The following is a 15,696-nucleotide window of genomic DNA, read 5'->3' as shown; positions in this document are numbered from 1 at the left end:
GGCCCGCCGGCCGGTGACGGGATGCTGCCGAGCGCGCCCTCTGGTTGACTGGAGGCGTGTCCCCCGCAGCTCCCGACTTCCCCTATGAGCGGCTGGGCCGGTGGCCGGATGTCGAGGCGCCGAACCTGTTCGCGTCCGACGCCGCCGACCGGCTGCTCGCCGACCTCGCGGGCGAGGCGGTTGCTGCGCCAGGACTCGTCGTCATCGGCGACGGGTACGGAGCATTGACACTCGCGGCGGCCGCGCGCGGCGCCCACGACATCCGGGTGCACCAGGATGCGCTCACCGGCGAGCGTGCGCTCGACGCCAATGCGGCAGCTCTCGACCTCGGTGGGACGTTCGAGCATCGCCCGCTCGACGAGTCGCTGGTTCGGGGAGCCCGGACGGTGCTCCTCCGTCTGCCGCGCAGCCTCGACGCGCTCGCCGAGATCGCCACCCTTATCGCAGAGCACGCGCACCCCGATGTGACGGTTTACGCCAGCGGGATGCTGAAGCATATGACCACCGCGATGAACGGTGTCCTCGCGGAGGTGTTCGGGTCGGTGGAGGCGTCGCTGGCTCGCCAGAAGGCGCGCGTGCTGACGGCGCGGGAGCCGCATCCCGCCGCAGCCACCGTGCTGGACCGCTGGCCCGAGCGGACGCTGGACGCGGACACGGGGCTCTGGGTCTGCGCCCACGGTGCTGCATTCGCGGGTACGGCCGTCGATATCGGGACGCGCTTCCTGCTCGGCGTGCTCGGGCAGGCGGTGCCGGAGGCGCGCACGGCGATCGACCTCGGCTGCGGCACCGGCGTGCTGGCGTCGGCGCTCGCCGCGGGCCGGCCGGGCCTCCACGTGATCGCCACTGATCAGTCCGCCGCCGCTGTCGCCTCCGCTTCCGCGACCGCGGCGGCCAACCATGTCGCCGACCGCGTGACCGTGGTCCGGGACGACGGCCTGCGCTCGCAGCCCGACGCATCCGCCGACCTCGTGGTGCTCAACCCGCCGTTTCACATCGGCGGGGCGGTGCACACCGGCATTGCGCACCGGCTGTTCGCGGATGCAGGTCGGGTGCTGGCGCCCGAGGGCGAACTGTGGACCGTATGGAACTCGCACCTCGGGTACCGGGCGGCCCTCGAACGTACGGTGGGACCGACGCGGCAGATCGCCCGCAACGCGAAATTCACCGTCACGGCGTCGCGCAAGCGCGGCTGACCGCGCAGAGCCGAATCCGGGAGTTCGACGACTTCTTCCGTTGCGGATGAGCGGATTCGCAACGCTTTCAGGGGCTCCGAAGGCAATTCGGCAATCGAATCCGTCGTAACACGCTTGTCCTCCCGGGCGGATGTTGCTAACGTCCCCCTGTCGCACACCGGCGTTGCGCCCCCAGCTCCGCCGAACTTCGCGACCCTTCTCAGCCAGGGAGAGCAATGACGCAGACCAGTTCCCGGCCCGATGCCACGCCCGGTGGCACCGAACCCGGCCGAGGTGACAATCACGCGCTCAAGGCCGACGGCGTCAGCGCCGCCGGGTCGATCGTCATGGCCGTCGCGGGCAGCGCACCGGCGTACTCGATCGCGGCCACGACGGCGACGCTGGTCGGTGCCGCGGCTCTCGGCGCCCCGGCCGCCCTCCTCTGGTGCGGCATCCCGATGCTCGGCATCGCGTGGGCGTTCCTCTACCTCGGGCGCCTCGACGTGAACGCGGGCGCCGCCTACTCGTGGGTCGCGCGGGCGCTGCATCCCATCCTCGGATTCCTGTCCGGATGGGCGCTCGTTATCTCCGCCACCATCTTCATGGTCGCGGGCGCGCTGCCCGCCGGAGCGATGACGGTCACGCTGTTCGCGCCGGACCAGGCGGAGAACGTTCCGCTGATCACCGGCGTCGGCGCCCTCTGGTTCCTCGTGATGGCGGCGTGTGTGCTCTTCGGCGTCCACGTCACCGCCCGCGCGCAGTGGATCATGTCGGTGATCGAGGTCGGCATCCTGCTCGTCTTCGCCGTGCTGATGATCGTCCGCGCGACGACCTCGGCACACGCCGGCCCCTCCTTCTCGTGGGACTGGCTCGGCTTCCAGCACCTCACCGGCCAGGGCGTGTTCGTCTCGGCTGCGCTCATCGCCGCCTTCTACTTCTGGGGCTGGGATGTGGCGGCGAACCTCAACGAGGAGACCAAGGACGGCCACAAGAACGCGGGCTCGGCCGGCATCATCGGCGTGATCATCGTCTTCCTGCTGTTCGAGATCTTCACGATCGCGACCATGGTCATCCTGCCCGCCAAGACCATCGAGGAGAACAGCGCGAACGTCCTGTCGATCCTCGGGGAGGCCGTCTGGCCGGGCATCGGCGGCAAGATCCTGGTCGTCGCCGTGGCGCTGTCGACCATCGCCACGCTGGAGACGACCCTGATCCAGGTCACCCGGACGCTGTTCTCCATGGGACGCGACAACACCATCCCGAAGGTGTTCGGGACGATTCACCGCCGCTGGCGCACCCCGGCGTTCGCGACGCTGGTCGTGGTCGGGGTGTCCGTCATCCTGTTCCTGGGTGCGAACCTCATCGGCAAGACGGTCGGCGACATCATGACGAACGCCATCGCATCCATCGGCATCCAGATCGCGTTCTACTACACGCTCGCCGGCCTCGCGGTGGTGGTCGCCTACCGTCGGGTGCTGCTCAAGTCGGTGAAGAACTTCATCCTCATCGGCCTGTGGCCCGCAGCGGGCGCGATCTTCATGGGCGTCATCTTCGTGCTCGGCATCGTGCAGAACTTCCAGGACGACGCGATCATCGTCAACGTGCTCGGCCTCGGGCTGATCGTTCTCGGCGTTGTCCCCATCCTGCTCTTCTACCGCAAGGCCCGCGGCTACTACACGCGGCGCCCCCTCGAGCTCCCCGAAGACCTCGACGCCGCCGCCCCCGCCAACATCGACGACCGCGACCCCGCCGCCCGCTAGCCGCCGCCCGCTAGCTGCTCGCGGGCTAGGCGGCGGGGACTAGGGCCGAGGGGGAGCGCGGCCGGAGGGTGAGGATGAGCGTGGTCGCGACGAGGGCGGCGGCCGCGAGGGTCGCGCCGGCCGCGAGGAACACGCCATCGGGGCGGACGATCGACTGGCCGGCCAGGGCCTGCGCCGTGACCAGGGCGACCACTGCCGCGTAGACCACCGTCGCCACCACGACGAGCCGCGTGCGCACCCGGTCGTCGGCGAGCAGCTGCCAGCGACGGCCCAGCCAGCCGAGCAGGATTGCGAGCAGGGGCAGCAGCTGCAGGGCGTGCATCCCCACGAAGTGCGGGATGCGGAGATCGCCGCCGACGGTGCTCCAGCCGAGCACTGGCAGGCCCGGACCCCCGTCGGCCAGACCGACCGTGTGTGCGCCCGCGATCCCCCGGAAGTCGGCCAGCTGGGCCGCCGTCGGACCGGTCATCAGGTAGGCGAGCCCCATCCCGACGAGCGCGATCACCGCTCCCGCCCGCACGGCGAGCGTCGTCGACCGGGTGCCGAGCCGCAGGAAGAAGACGGCGATCGTGGTCAGGAAGGTGCAGACGTAAAGGGTCGTGATGGAGACGGCCATGGCCGACCAGATCGCGCCGGCGAGAGGAGTGGAGACGTTGAAGTGGCTCGTGGTCCCCGCCGCCGCCGCTGCGACGATGAGCACCTGCTCGATGATGAGTGCGACCGCGATGACGGTGCCCGCGACGTGGGCCACCCGTCGCCAGCGCGGCAGGTGAGCGATCAACCAGGCCCACGTGACGCTGTACAGCAGGATCGACAGCGAGAACTTGAGCGGCTTGGCCCAGGCGTCCAGGCCGGTGACCTGGCGCGGGTCGACGAGCAGTCCGACGAGGCAGACGACGGTGCTGACCACCATGAGGGCGGCGACCGTCATGAGCGGACGGTGCCAGGCGAAGACGGTCTTCATGAGCTTCTTCTTTCGTTGGTGACGACGGCCTGGGCGATGCGTCGCAGGCCGAGCGAGAGGGTGTCGCCGAGCACCGTGCCGACGACCATCAGCTCGGTCATGCGCGACGGGTCCTGGATGGCGCCGACGGCCGCGAGGTCCGCTTCGGCGTGGGCGCGCGCGGCCGCCGCGTACCGGTCGAGGTAGTCGTCGGGGAGGGGGAAGCCCGCGTTCGCGAAGGCGTCGATGACGCGCGCCGCGATCTGGCGACCGATGTTGTCGTCGCAGTCCGCCCATCCGGCGCGTGCGGTGAGGGCGTCGACTCGGGCGAGGGCCTCGGGTGACGGCTCGGCGACGTCCGGCACCGCGGAGCGGGACAGCGCCTGCTGCGCGACGTCGAAGGTGTGGGCGAGCGGCGCGTCCGGCTCGTCGAGCGCCTCGAGGACGCTCTTCACGGAGGCGATCGACAGCTTGCCGACCTCGAGCATCGCGCGGATCAACCGCAGCCGCCGCTCGTGCTCGTCGCCGTACAGCGTCCGATTCCCGCCGATGCGCTCGCCCGCCGGGAGCAGCCCCTCGCGGACGTAGTACTTGATCGTGGCAGCGGGGGTGCCGGAGCGTTCGGAGAGTTCTGAGATGAGCACGGGTTGATAGTAGCACTACCGGTAGTGGTGCTACCAGTGCCTGTTACAGGTCTTCGTCCTCGCGCCGGTGGCTCGACGGCGATTCGAGCAGGGACAAGAAGAACAACAGCGCCAGAAGCGCGAAGATCGCCAATCCGCACAGCAGATCGCTCCAGCTGAACGGGATGAGCTCGCCGTCGATCGAGAGCACGAAGACCGTCTCCATGACGCCGAACGCGATGAAGAAGACACCGAGGAGCACCCGCGTGGCGATGATGTTGCCGCGCCGGTGGATCTCCACCCGCCGGAGTTCGACCATGAGAGTGAGCAAGAGCAGCGGCAGCACCTGCGCCAGCGTCGCCGCCGTCGCGCTGTCCAGCAGCACAACGCGAAGGTCGGCCGGATCCACCATGAGCGACAGGCTACAGATTTTTCGCCCCTGAATCGGGAATTGCCTCTCGCCCAACAAAGTTGAGCTTAGTAGACTCAAGTTTGCCCACGACGAAATGGGAAGGAACCACATGGCGAACATGCAGGGAGCACCCTCCACGCAGGAGGACGCGAAGAGCGCCCTCGAACAGTACGGCGTCAACCTCACGGAGATCGCCAAGAGCGGCAAGCTCGACCCCGTGATCGGGCGCGACGCCGAGATCCGGCGCATCAGCCAGGTGCTGACGCGCCGCACCAAGAACAACCCCGTGCTCATCGGCGAGCCCGGCGTCGGAAAGACGGCGGTCGTCGAAGGCCTCGCCCAGCGCATCGTCGCGGGGGACGTGGCCGACTCGCTCAAGGGGAAGCAACTGGTCGCCCTCGACCTGTCAGCGCTGGTCGCGGGCGCCATGTACCGCGGGCAGTTCGAGGAGCGGCTGAAGGCCGTCCTCAAGGAGATCAACGACGCCGACGGGCAGATCATCACCTTCGTGGACGAGCTCCACATCCTGATGGGCGCTGGTGGCGGCGAAGGGTCCGTGGCCGCGTCCAACATGTTGAAGCCGATGCTCGCCCGAGGCGAGTTGCGGCTGATCGGCGCGACGACGCTCAACGAGTACCGCGAGTTCATCGAGAAGGATGCGGCCCTCGAGCGCCGCTTCCAGCAGGTGTACGTGGGCGAGCCGTCGGTGGAAGACACGGTCGCGATCCTCCGCGGACTGAAGGGCCGCTACGAGGCCCATCACGGCGTGACCATCGAGGACTCGGCGCTCGTCGCCGCCGCCTCCCTCTCGAACCGGTACATCACTGCGCGCCAGCTGCCGGACAAGGCCATCGACCTCATCGATGAGGCCGCCTCCCGGCTCAAGATGGAGATCGACTCGGCGCCCGTCGAGATCGACACGCTGCAGCGCCAGGTCGAGCGGATGAAGCTGGAGGAGTTCGCCCTCAAGAAGGAGAAGGACGACGCCAGCAAGGAGCGCCTGGAGCAGCTGCGCGAGCGGCTCCGGGAGCAGGAGTCCGAGCTGGAGGAGTTGCAGGCCCGGTGGCGCGCCGAGAAGGCGTCGCTCAACCGCGTCGGCGAGCTGCGGTCACAGCTGGAGGAGGCCAAGACGAAGCGCGACCTCGCGTTGCGCGACGGCCGCTACCAGGAGGCATCCCGCATCGAGTACGAGACCATCCCGGGCATCGAGCGGGAGCTGGCGGAGGCCGAGCAGGCCGAGCACGACGTCCCGCGCATGGTCAACGAGCAGGTGACGGCTGACGACATCGCCGCCGTCGTGGCCGCGTGGACGGGCATCCCCGTCGACCGCCTCACCCAGGGTGAGACCGAGAAGCTGCTGCACCTCGAGCACGAGCTGGGCCGGCGGATCATCGGACAGAAGAAGGCTGTGCAGGCGGTAGCGGATGCGGTGCGCCGCAGCCGAGCCGGTATCTCCGACCCCGGACGCCCGACCGGATCGTTCCTCTTCCTCGGGCCGACGGGTGTCGGTAAGACAGAGCTCGCGAAGGCGCTCGCCGGCTTCCTCTTCGACGACGAGAAGGCGATGGTCCGCATCGACATGAGTGAGTACGGGGAGAAGTTCTCCGTCTCGCGCCTGGTCGGCGCCCCTCCCGGCTACGTGGGTTACGAGCAGGGCGGCCAGCTGACCGAGGCCGTGCGCCGGCGTCCGTACTCGGTGATCCTGCTCGACGAGGTCGAGAAGGCGCACCCCGAGGTGTTCGACGTGCTGCTGCAGGTACTCGACGACGGTCGGCTGACCGACGGCCAGGGCCGTACGGTCGACTTCCGCAACACCATCCTGGTGCTCACCTCCAACCTCGGCAGCCAGTACCTCGTTGACCCGACACTGAACGAGACGGAGCGTGAGGAGGCGGTATTGCAGATGGTGCGCGAAGCCTTCAAGCCGGAGTTCGTGAACCGCCTGGATGACATCGTCGTGTTCTCGACGCTGACCAAGGAGGAGCTGGGCGAGATCGTCGAGCTGGGTCTCGATCGGCTGATGGCGCGGCTGTCGGAGCGGCGGCTGGAGTTGGCCGTCACTCCGGATGCGCGGGCCTGGCTCGCGGAGCGCGGGTACGACCCGATCTACGGCGCGCGACCGCTGCGGCGGCTGATGCAGCGCGAGATCGAGGACCGTCTCGCGACCGCGCTGCTGGCCGGTGACGTGCGCGACGGCGACCTCGTGCGCGTCGACCTCGACCGCGAGGCCGATCATCTGACGGTCGACGCGGTGCACGAGTAACGCCGCGGGCGGCGGCATCCGGTGATCGGGCGCCGCCGCCCCGCACTGCGTCGAAACGGAGGTGTTCCGCTCCTCTATCGCGGCTGTCTCCTCCGTTTCGCGCGTTCGGCCCCTTTGCGCCACGTTTCTCCTCCGTTTCCCGCAGGGTCCGCTCTGTCTCCCCGTCAACCCCGCCCTCGACGGAAACGGAGGAGTGGATGCAGTGAGCGGCCGAATATCGCGGCGAACGGAGGAAGGCGGGGGCCGCCGCCCCGCAATCTCCTCGCTTTTCGGCACGGCCGGGACCGGGCACGCGCCTGCCCGCCCTTGCCACCGGCCCGCCACCCGGCGCAGACCGGCACGCCCTGCGCGTAGGCTCGGATCATGCGTGCTGCAGTCATTCACGGAGAGCGCGATGTGCGCCTCGAAGAAGTCCCCGATCCCTCCCTCTACACCGGTGAAGGCGCCAACGGCCTCGACGCCATCGTGCGCGTGGTCGCCGCGTGCGTCTGCGGCAGCGACCTGTGGCCGTACCGCGGCGTGACGCCGACCAACGAGCCGCGCCGGATCGGTCACGAATTCGTCGGCGTGGTCGAAGAGGTCGGTGCCGAGGTGCGCACCATCAAGCCCGGCGACTTCGTGATCGCGCCCTTCTACGACTGCGACATGACCTGCGTCAACTGCCGCAACGGCGTGAGCACGTCCTGCCTGCACGGCGGCTGGTGGGGTGCGGACGACCGCATCGGCGGTTTCGCCGACGGCGGCCAGGGCGAGCGGGTGCGCGTGCCGCACGCGGACGGCTCCCTCGTCGCGACCCCCGAGTATCCGCGCGCCGAACTCATCCCGAGCCTGCTGACGCTGTCGGATGTGATGGGCACGGGCCACCACGCGGCTGTCTCAGCGGGCGTGACGCAGGGCAGCACGGTCGTCGTCGTGGGAGACGGCGCGGTCGGGCTGTGTGCGGTGCTCGCCTCGGCGCGGCTGGGCGCCTCCCGGATCATCGCCATGTCGCGCCACGAGACCCGCCAGGCGCTCGCCCGCGAGTTCGGCGCGACCGACATCGTCGCGGAGCGCGGCGACGCGGGAGTCGCCGCGGTGAAGGAGCTGCTCGACGGGATCGGCGCCGACTGCGTGCTGGAGGCCGTCGGCACCAAGGAGTCGATGGATCAAGCGATTCGCTCGGCGCGCCCGGGTGGGATGGTCGGCTACGTCGGCGTCCCGAACGGCGGCCCGGAGCTCCCCGTCCGACCGCTGTTCCAGAGCAACATCGGCGTCAACGGCGGCGTCGCTCCCGTGCGCAACTACGTCGAGGATCTGTTGCAGGATGTATGGTCCGGCGCGATCAACCCGGGCAAGGTGTTCGATCTGGAAGTGCCGCTCGACGAGATCGGCGAGGCTTACGCCGCGATGGATGAGCGGCGCGCGATCAAGACGCTGGTGCGCCCCTAGGGCCAACGAAGAAGGCGCCCGCGGGGAGATGTGAACACATCCCCGCGGGCGCCTCTGTGTGTACGCCGGCCGGTGCCGTCAGTCGTTGACGACGACGAGGTCCTCCAGCGGGCGGCGCGTGCGCGGTGCCGCCTCGCGCTCGCGGAGCGGCTCCGGCAGCGCTGCCGCGTCGCCGAGGGTGCCCAGCGCGGTGACCGACACGGGGACGAATCCCTCGTCGAGTTCGAACGCCTCTCGCAGGCCCTCGGGGTCGAAGCCGCCCATCTGGTGCGCGTGCAGCCCGTCGTGGTGCGCCTGGATCGTCAAGTGGGCGACCGCCTGGCCGAGGTCGTACGTGGCCCAGCGGCGCTCATTGCCCTCCGCGTCGACAGTCTCGGCGACGGCGACGACGAGTGCGCCCGCGGAGCCCGCCCACACCTGATTGAACCCCTGCAGGTTGGTGACGATGGTGTCGAAGGCCGCGCTGCCGCGGCGAGCGACGATGAACCGCCAGGGCTGCGTGTTGGCTGCCGAGGGCGACCAGCGGGCGGCCTCCAGCGCGGCGCGCAGCTTGTCCTCGTCGATGGGAGTGGCCGCGTCGAAGGCGCGGGGGCTCCAGCGCTCGGCGAGCGCAGGGAGCAGCGGCACGGAGGTGTCGGCGGCGCGTGAGGCGTAGTCGGCGATGGTCACAAGGGTCTCCTCGGCAATGCGTATTGGCGGTTTATTGCGGCGGCTCCATTGCCGAGCTATAACCATGTAAACGCATCGAGAAGCGGGCTATTCCCGCGCCCGCTGTGTGAACGCAATGTGTCGTGGTTGTAAAAGTTCGTAACATTCGCCGAGGTTCGGCGAGCGGTGCAACCGGGGTACAGAATCCATGCATTCCGGGCGCGTTGGATGGTGCCTCCAACGGCGGTCGTAGACAGAGCGTTCTTCTCGGCGATCAGGCATTCCATTCGTTTGAGGTTGCTTCGCGCGCGCGTGCTCTCGGTGTCCGCGTGTCCGAGGACACCCCGAAACGGGGGACGCTCCGACACGCCGCGACCCTTCAGTCGACCCCCACTTGCGGGCCGTCACCACCCTCACGTAGAACTGTCAACACCCGAACCCGACCAGATCCCCAGCGCTGCGGATGCCGCCCCCACCATCCCTGTGAGAGGTCACGTCCGTGTTCATCTTCCTGTTACAGCTCCGCCACATGCTCGGCGGACACCCCGAGTTCTATCTCTTCGCCATCTACTCCGCCCTGATCTGGGTCATCTGGATCGTCAAGGTGCTGATGTCGCGCCGTTACCGTGCCTACACCGGCGAGTTCCACGGCACGACCAGCGTCGTCGTCCCGGTCGTCGACGAGCCCCTCGACCTCTTCCGCGACGTGCTCGGCCGCATGGTCGAGCAGAAGCCGGGGGAGATCATCGTCGTCATCAACGGCGCCCCCAACCCGGAGCTCGCCGAGGTGTGCGAGGAGTTCGCGCCGCTCGTCCGCTGGGTGCACACGCCCATCCCGGGCAAGCGCAACGCCGTCATGATCGGCACCAAGATGTCGACGGGCGAGATCACCGTGCTGGTCGACTCCGACACCATCTGGACCGACGGCACGCTGCCCGAGCTCGTGAAGCCGTTCGCGGACGACCGGGTGGGCGGCGTCACCACCAAGCAGCGCATCCTGGAGCCGACCCGCAGCTGGATCACCCGCTGGGCGGACTGGCTGGAGAACTCCCGGGCCCTCTACTCGATGCCCGCGCAGAGCGTCGTCGGCCAGATCGGCTGCCTTCCCGGCCGCACGATCGCCTTCCGCCGCTCGATCCTGATGCGGGTCATGGACAAGTTCATGAACGAGAAGTTCCTCGGCGTCTTCCTCGAGGTCTCCGACGACCGGACGCTGACGAACCTCACCCTGAAAGAGGGTTACCGGACCGTCTACCAGCACACCAGCCTCGTCTACACGGACGCCCCGCTGAAGGTCAAGAAGCTCTACAAGCAGCAGCTCCGCTGGGCCCGCGGCAGCCAGTACAACACCCTGCGCATGCTCCCGTGGATGCTCGGCCACGCGCCGCTGCTGGCGTTCTTCTTCGTGATGGACATCCTGCTTCCGTTCATGCTCGCGGGAGTCATCGGCGGCTGGATCTACCGGTCCATCACCGGCGGCGGCTACAACTTCTACGAGGGCTTCCTGAAGTCCTACGGGATCGAGGGCGGCATCCTCACCGTCGCCGCCCTGATGGTCGCGTCGTCGGTGATCAGCATGTCGATCCGGCAGATCCGGCACCTCGGCGAGAAGCCGAGCGACTTCTTCCGGCTCCCGATCTTCATCATCGTGTCGACGTTCTTCCTGATGCCCATCCGGCTGATGGGGTTCTTCCGGATGGCGCACGCCAGCGGATGGGGCACTCGCGCCGGCGCCTATGCCGGCGGCCCCGCGGAGACCAGCTCCGACGAGGAGATCCTCCAGCACACGGCCGGCGCGGCAGAAGCGAGTTCACCGACGCCCGCATTGCCTGATGCCGTCGGCGGCATGACCACCGCGACGGCTCTCGCCACTCGCACGCAGGTCGCCACGAGAGCCGAAGCGAAGGCCGCCGTCAAGGCACCGGCCGTTTCCCCCAAGAAGACCCCGAGGCGCCGGCTCAACGCGCTGGCCGCCATCCCCTATCTGATCGGCATCGCGATCCTGACCCTGGAGGCCCTCTTCCTTGTCTGACCAGACCGCCCCCTCCCGAACCGCCGCTTGGTGGTCCGAGTCCAAATCCCGTTCGCAGGCGACCGCCGCGGCGGCCATCGTCCTCACCGCCGTCCTGGTGGGCATCTCGGCCTACGTCTGGGTGTCGCCCACGGGGGCGCCGCTCCGCAAGGCGGTCGACCAGGCCGCCGAGGTCGTGACCCCGTACGCGGCCCAGAACGCAGAACTGAAGCGCAACCTCGACCGCGCGACCGACACCATCGCATCCCAGAAGGGGAAGCTCACCGCCTTGCAGAAGGCGTCGCTCGCCGCACAAGCGGCCGCCGCCAAGCAACTGGCGACCGCCCAGCAGAAGGTCGCGGCCGCCGAGGGCAAGCTCTCGAGCGTGCAGGCGCAGCTCTCCGCGGCGCAGGCCAAGTCCGGTTCCGGCTCGGCCACAGCGGCCGGGACGGGAACGAAGGGCGGCTCCGGCTCCGGTTCGGGTGGCTCGCCTTCCGCTCCGATCACCGCGCCGTCCCGCGCGGAGGTGGTGAACCCCGCCAACCGCTACTACGGCATGTACACCGAGCAGGCGCCCTTCAACTGGGCGACCTTCGACGCCACCAGCGCGAAGGTGGGCGTCTCGCCCAACATGGTCGGCTACTTCAGCGGCTGGGATGAGACGTTCCGGGCCAACGCCGTCACCCGCTCCTGGCAGCAGGGCCGGCTGCCGCTGATGACGTGGGAGTCGCGCCCCATCGATGCGGGCAACGACGCGATCAACGCACCGGCCTACTCGCTGCCGAACATCATCCGCGGAGACTTCGACGCCTACCTGCACCAGTACGCCAAGGACATCGTCGCCACCGGGCTCCCCCTGGGGATCCGGCTCGACCATGAGATGAACGGCATCTGGTACCCGTGGGCGGAGACCGACGGCCAGGGCAAGTCGATCAACGGCAACAGTGCGGGCGACTACGTGAAGATGTGGCGCCATGTCCACGACATCTTCCAGCAGGAGGGTGCGAACAGCCTCGTCGTCTGGGTCTGGGCGCCCAACATCGTCAACAACCTGCCGGCGTCGCACAGGGCTCCTGGGTACCTCGAATCGCTCTACCCCGGAGACGGCTACGTCGACTGGGTCGGGCTCTCGGGATACCTGCGGCCGCCGTACAAGGCCGACAACGACTTCAGCTTCGACTACACGTTCAAGGCCAGCCTTGACGAGCTCCGCTCGATCACGAAGAAACCGATCGTGCTGGCCGAAGTCGGGGCCTCGGAGACCGACGGCCACAAACCGGCCTGGATCACCTCCTTCTTCCAGGCCCTCGCCAAACCGGAGAACGACGACATCATCGGGTTCTCCTGGTTCAACCTCGCCGTGACCAGCTACGTCGAGGGGGTCCGCGCCACCAACGACTGGCGCATCGACTCACGCGCTGACTCGCTCTCGGCCTTCATCACCGGCCTCACCAGACCCGAGGACGACTTCGCCCTCACACCCGCTCCGTAAGCCCAGAGAAAGGACGATCACCATGACCGCTCCGAAGAAGATCAAGGACCAGCCCGCCCCGCGCATCAGCGTCATCGGCACCGGCTACCTCGGCGCCACGCACGCTGCCGCCATGGCTGAGCTCGGCTTCGACGTCGTCGGCGTCGACACCGACCCGCGCAAGGTGGAGGAGTTGAAGGAGGGACGCGCTCCCTTCTTCGAGCCCGGACTCCCCGAGCTCATCCGCCGGAACGTCGCCGCCGGCCGGCTGACGTTCACCACCGACCTCGCGGAGGCCGTCGCCGTCTCGGACGTCCACTTCATCTGCGTCGGCACGCCGCAGCAGTCCGGCTCGTTCGCCGCGAACCTCTCTTATGTGGAGGCGGCGGCGCGGGGCGTTGCCGAGAACCTCACGCACGACGGCCTGATCGTCGGCAAGTCGACCGTCCCGGTCGGCACCGGAGCCCGGCTCCGCGCGATCATCGCGGATGCCGTGCCCGAGGGGATCGATGTCGAGCTCGTCTGGAACCCCGAGTTCCTGCGCGAGGGCAAAGCGGTCGACGACACCCTCTCGCCCGACCGCCTCGTCTTCGGCGGGACGTCCGCGAAGGCGGAGGCCACCCTCCGCCGCATCTACGAGAAGCCGATCGCGGAGGGATGCCCGGTGCTCGTCGCCGACCTGCCGACGGCCGAGCTGGTGAAGGTGAGCGCCAACGCGTTCCTCGCCACCAAGATCTCGTTCATCAACGCGATCGCCGAAGTGTGCGACGCGGCAGGGGCGGATGTCTCCCTGCTCGCCGACGCGCTCGGACACGACGCGCGGATCGGGCGCCAGTTCCTCAACGCGGGCCTCGGCTTCGGCGGTGGCTGCCTGCCGAAGGACATCCGTGCGCTCATGTACCGCTCCAACGAGCTGGGCGCGCACTCAGCGGTCGGCCTGCTGCAGCAGGTGGACGAGATCAACATGGGCCGTCGCCAGCGGGTCATCGACCTGGCGCTGAAGGCGCTGGGCGGCTCGGTGCTCAACCGCAAGATCGGTGTGCTCGGCGCGGCCTTCAAGCCGCACACGGACGACGTCCGCGACTCGCCCGCTCTCAACGTCGCGGCCGCCCTGCACCTGCGCGGCGCCCAGGTGGTCGTCTACGACCCCCAGGCGCGTGACACCGCCCAGCGGCTCTACCCCACCCTCGGCTACGCGGACTCGATGGAGGAGGCGCTGACCGGCGCCGACCTGACGGTCGTGCTCACCGAGTGGGACGAGTTCACCACCGCCGACCCCGCCGCCCTGAGCGAGATCGTCCGGAACCGAACCGTGATCGACGGCCGCAACTGCCTCGACGCCTCGGCCTGGAACCGTGCCGGCTGGAGCGTCTACGCCATGGGCACCGTGCCCGAGGTCGCTCCGCTCGCCGACGACCTCGCCTCGCTCGCCCCCGTCCGCTGACCCGCCGATCTCAGGAGACAACCATGACCAGTTACGTGACGAAGGCCGTGATCCCCGCGGCGGGACTCGGCACCCGGTTCCTGCCCGCTACCAAGGCGATGCCCAAGGAGATGCTCCCGGTGGTCGACAAGCCGGCCATCCAGTACGTCGTCGAGGAGGCCGTCACCTCCGGGCTGACGGACGTCCTGCTCATCACCGGCCGCAACAAGAACGCGCTCGAGAACCACTTCGACCGCAACGCCGAGCTGGAGGATGCGCTCACCAAGAAGGGCGACCTCGACCGCCTGCGCGCGGTCAGCTACTCCACGTCGCTCGCCGACATGCACTACGTGCGGCAGGGCGACCCGAAGGGCCTCGGCCACGCGGTGCTCCGCGCCAAGATGCACATCGGTCATGAGCCGTTCGCGGTACTGCTCGGTGACGACATCATCGACGCCCGCGACCCGCTCCTCAGCCGGATGCTGGAGGTGCAGCACGCGCTGAACACCACCGTCGTCGCACTCATGGAGGTGCCGCCGGAGTCCATCCACCTCTATGGGGCCGCCGCGGTCGTCGAGACCGACGACGACGACGTGGTCCGGATCACCGGACTGGTCGAGAAGCCGAGCCGCGAGAACGCACCGTCGAACTACGCCGTCATCGGACGCTACGTGCTGCGGCCTGAGATCTTCGACATCCTGGAGAAGACGGAGCCGGGCAAGGGCGGCGAGATCCAGCTGACCGATGCGCTCCAGGGCCTCGCGACGGCACCGGCGTGGACCGGAGGCGTGCACGGCGTCATCTTCAGTGGACGCCGCTACGACACGGGCGACCGGCTGGACTACCTGAAGGCGATCGTCCAGATGGCGGTCGCACGCGAGGACCTCGGCCCCGAGCTGCTGCCGTGGCTCAAGGAGTTCGCCACGAACGCCGGTCCCGCTGAGACGGCGCCGATCCCGACGTTCCCTGCGATGCCGTCGGTCGCGCCGGCCGCGGCGAAGCCTAAGGCGAAGCCGGCGAAGCCTGTTCCCGAGGCCGCCGCGGCGGCGCCGAAGGACCAGTCCACCACTCGGGAGCTGGTGGGCACCGCAGGAGCCTGAGCCCGCGTCACCGAACTACTGGTCCGGACATGCCGTCATCGCTCAGATATAACGGCATGTCCGGACCAGCGGTTTCGGCTTGGCATCAGTCCAGCCCGAGGCGCTTGAGGGTGTGCTCTTCGCTGTGGCCCGCATCGGTCTCGATCTGGTCGATCGCGATCGGGATGCTGGGGCCAACCGCCAGCCAGACGAAGCCGTCGCGGTGGACGAGCGGCACCAGGTCGGTCGTGCCGTCGCGCAGGAGCGTCCGGACGCGTTTCAGGAGCGCGTATCCCTCTGCCGGGCGGGTCACGTAGGTCTTCCGGCGGTAGTGGATGACGTGGGCGACGGTCTTGGTGCTCAGGCTCGCCACCTGCCCGTCGAGGGGCGCATCCGCGGTGTCGGTTCGGGTGTCGGTCATGGCGGGAACGGTACGCCGCCTGCGCTCGCGTCGACAGATGCA

At 68.9% G+C, this 15,696-nt stretch carries 13 protein-coding genes; 8 read left to right on the top strand and 5 right to left on the bottom strand.

The features are described 5' to 3' along the window. Positions 1-56: 56 nt before the first annotated feature. Both AB4Y74_RS15045 and AB4Y74_RS15040 read left to right on the top strand, forming a co-directional pair. On the top strand, positions 57-1,193 hold the full coding sequence (locus AB4Y74_RS15045) for a class I SAM-dependent methyltransferase (protein ID WP_441799868.1): 1,137 nt from the start codon (positions 57-59) through the stop codon (positions 1,191-1,193). Between the two features lie 215 nt (positions 1,194-1,408). Next, positions 1,409-2,932 (top strand): APC family permease, encoded by a 1,524-nt coding sequence (locus AB4Y74_RS15040; protein WP_441799867.1) that lies wholly within the window; start codon positions 1,409-1,411, stop codon positions 2,930-2,932. 25 nt (positions 2,933-2,957) lie between these two features. Here the strand turns inward: AB4Y74_RS15040 and AB4Y74_RS15035 are convergent, their stop codons facing one another. The 3 genes from AB4Y74_RS15035 to AB4Y74_RS15025 are packed head-to-tail and all read right to left on the bottom strand — an operon-like array spanning position 2,958 to position 4,910. Continuing rightward, on the bottom strand, positions 2,958-3,896 hold the full coding sequence (locus tag AB4Y74_RS15035) for a hypothetical protein (protein WP_441799866.1): 939 nt from the start codon (positions 3,894-3,896) through the stop codon (positions 2,958-2,960). Next, entirely contained in the window at positions 3,893-4,519 is a 627-nt protein-coding gene (locus AB4Y74_RS15030; RefSeq protein ID WP_441799865.1) for a MerR family transcriptional regulator, read from the bottom strand. The genes AB4Y74_RS15035 and AB4Y74_RS15030 overlap by 4 nt, the downstream gene beginning before the upstream one ends. Before the next feature lie 43 nt (positions 4,520-4,562). Then, positions 4,563-4,910, bottom strand: coding sequence for a hypothetical protein (locus AB4Y74_RS15025; protein ID WP_441799864.1), 348 nt, complete (start codon positions 4,908-4,910; stop codon positions 4,563-4,565). A gap of 109 nt (positions 4,911-5,019) precedes the next feature. Between AB4Y74_RS15025 and AB4Y74_RS15020 the strand changes: the two genes are divergently transcribed. Together AB4Y74_RS15020 and AB4Y74_RS15015 are read left to right on the top strand one after the other, a co-directional pair. After that, positions 5,020-7,173, top strand: coding sequence for an ATP-dependent Clp protease ATP-binding subunit (locus AB4Y74_RS15020; RefSeq protein ID WP_441799863.1), 2,154 nt, complete (start codon positions 5,020-5,022; stop codon positions 7,171-7,173). Between the two features lie 363 nt (positions 7,174-7,536). Further along, entirely contained in the window at positions 7,537-8,601 is a 1,065-nt protein-coding gene (locus AB4Y74_RS15015; RefSeq protein ID WP_441799862.1) for a zinc-dependent alcohol dehydrogenase family protein, read from the top strand. Positions 8,602-8,679: 78 nt separating this feature from the next. On the opposite strand, the gene AB4Y74_RS15010 is transcribed toward AB4Y74_RS15015, so the two are convergent. Further along, complete coding sequence (locus AB4Y74_RS15010) at positions 8,680-9,264, bottom strand: nitroreductase family protein (RefSeq protein WP_441800462.1); 585 nt, start codon at positions 9,262-9,264, stop codon at positions 8,680-8,682. Positions 9,265-9,748: 484 nt separating this feature from the next. Here AB4Y74_RS15010 and AB4Y74_RS15005 point away from each other — a divergent pair, with 484 nt between their 5' ends. From AB4Y74_RS15005 to galU, 4 genes are read left to right on the top strand one after another with little or no spacing between them, the layout of a single operon-like run. Next, the gene (locus AB4Y74_RS15005) at positions 9,749-11,281 is read left to right on the top strand and encodes a glycosyltransferase family 2 protein (protein WP_441799861.1); all 1,533 of its coding nucleotides are present in this window, start codon (positions 9,749-9,751) and stop codon (positions 11,279-11,281) included. Continuing rightward, positions 11,274-12,752: a glycoside hydrolase family 26 protein gene (locus AB4Y74_RS15000; RefSeq protein ID WP_441799860.1), complete on the top strand. Its 1,479-nt coding sequence runs from the start codon at positions 11,274-11,276 to the stop codon at positions 12,750-12,752. The genes AB4Y74_RS15005 and AB4Y74_RS15000 overlap by 8 nt, the downstream gene beginning before the upstream one ends. Before the next feature lie 22 nt (positions 12,753-12,774). Further along, positions 12,775-14,175, top strand: a complete 1,401-nt coding sequence (locus AB4Y74_RS14995; protein WP_441799859.1) for a UDP-glucose dehydrogenase family protein — start codon at positions 12,775-12,777, stop codon at positions 14,173-14,175. 23 nt (positions 14,176-14,198) lie between these two features. Further along, positions 14,199-15,254, top strand: a complete 1,056-nt coding sequence (gene galU / locus AB4Y74_RS14990) for a UTP--glucose-1-phosphate uridylyltransferase GalU (RefSeq protein ID WP_441799858.1) — start codon at positions 14,199-14,201, stop codon at positions 15,252-15,254. Positions 15,255-15,339: 85 nt separating this feature from the next. On the opposite strand, the gene AB4Y74_RS14985 is transcribed toward galU, so the two are convergent. Next, entirely contained in the window at positions 15,340-15,654 is a 315-nt protein-coding gene (locus AB4Y74_RS14985; RefSeq protein WP_441799857.1) for a hypothetical protein, read from the bottom strand. Between the last annotated feature and the right edge of the window lie 42 nt (positions 15,655-15,696).

It is taken from the genome of Leifsonia sp. RAF41, from assembly GCF_052114085.1.
In the GTDB taxonomy this organism is placed as follows: domain Bacteria; phylum Actinomycetota; class Actinomycetes; order Actinomycetales; family Microbacteriaceae; genus Leifsonia.
Note: the sequence above shows the minus strand (reverse complement) of the source record. Positions and strands in the feature narration are given on the sequence as shown.

Coding starts and splice junctions, on each gene's coding strand:
- AB4Y74_RS15025 (WP_441799864.1), bottom strand. CDS start 4,910: ATGGTGGATCCGGCCGACCTTCGCGTTGTGCTGCTGGACAGCGCGACG.
- galU (WP_441799858.1), top strand. CDS start 14,199: ATGACCAGTTACGTGACGAAGGCCGTGATCCCCGCGGCGGGACTCGGC.
- AB4Y74_RS14985 (WP_441799857.1), bottom strand. CDS start 15,654: ATGACCGACACCCGAACCGACACCGCGGATGCGCCCCTCGACGGGCAG.
- AB4Y74_RS15020 (WP_441799863.1), top strand. CDS start 5,020: ATGGCGAACATGCAGGGAGCACCCTCCACGCAGGAGGACGCGAAGAGC.
- AB4Y74_RS14995 (WP_441799859.1), top strand. CDS start 12,775: ATGACCGCTCCGAAGAAGATCAAGGACCAGCCCGCCCCGCGCATCAGC.
- AB4Y74_RS15040 (WP_441799867.1), top strand. CDS start 1,409: ATGACGCAGACCAGTTCCCGGCCCGATGCCACGCCCGGTGGCACCGAA.
- AB4Y74_RS15035 (WP_441799866.1), bottom strand. CDS start 3,896: ATGAAGACCGTCTTCGCCTGGCACCGTCCGCTCATGACGGTCGCCGCC.
- AB4Y74_RS15015 (WP_441799862.1), top strand. CDS start 7,537: ATGCGTGCTGCAGTCATTCACGGAGAGCGCGATGTGCGCCTCGAAGAA.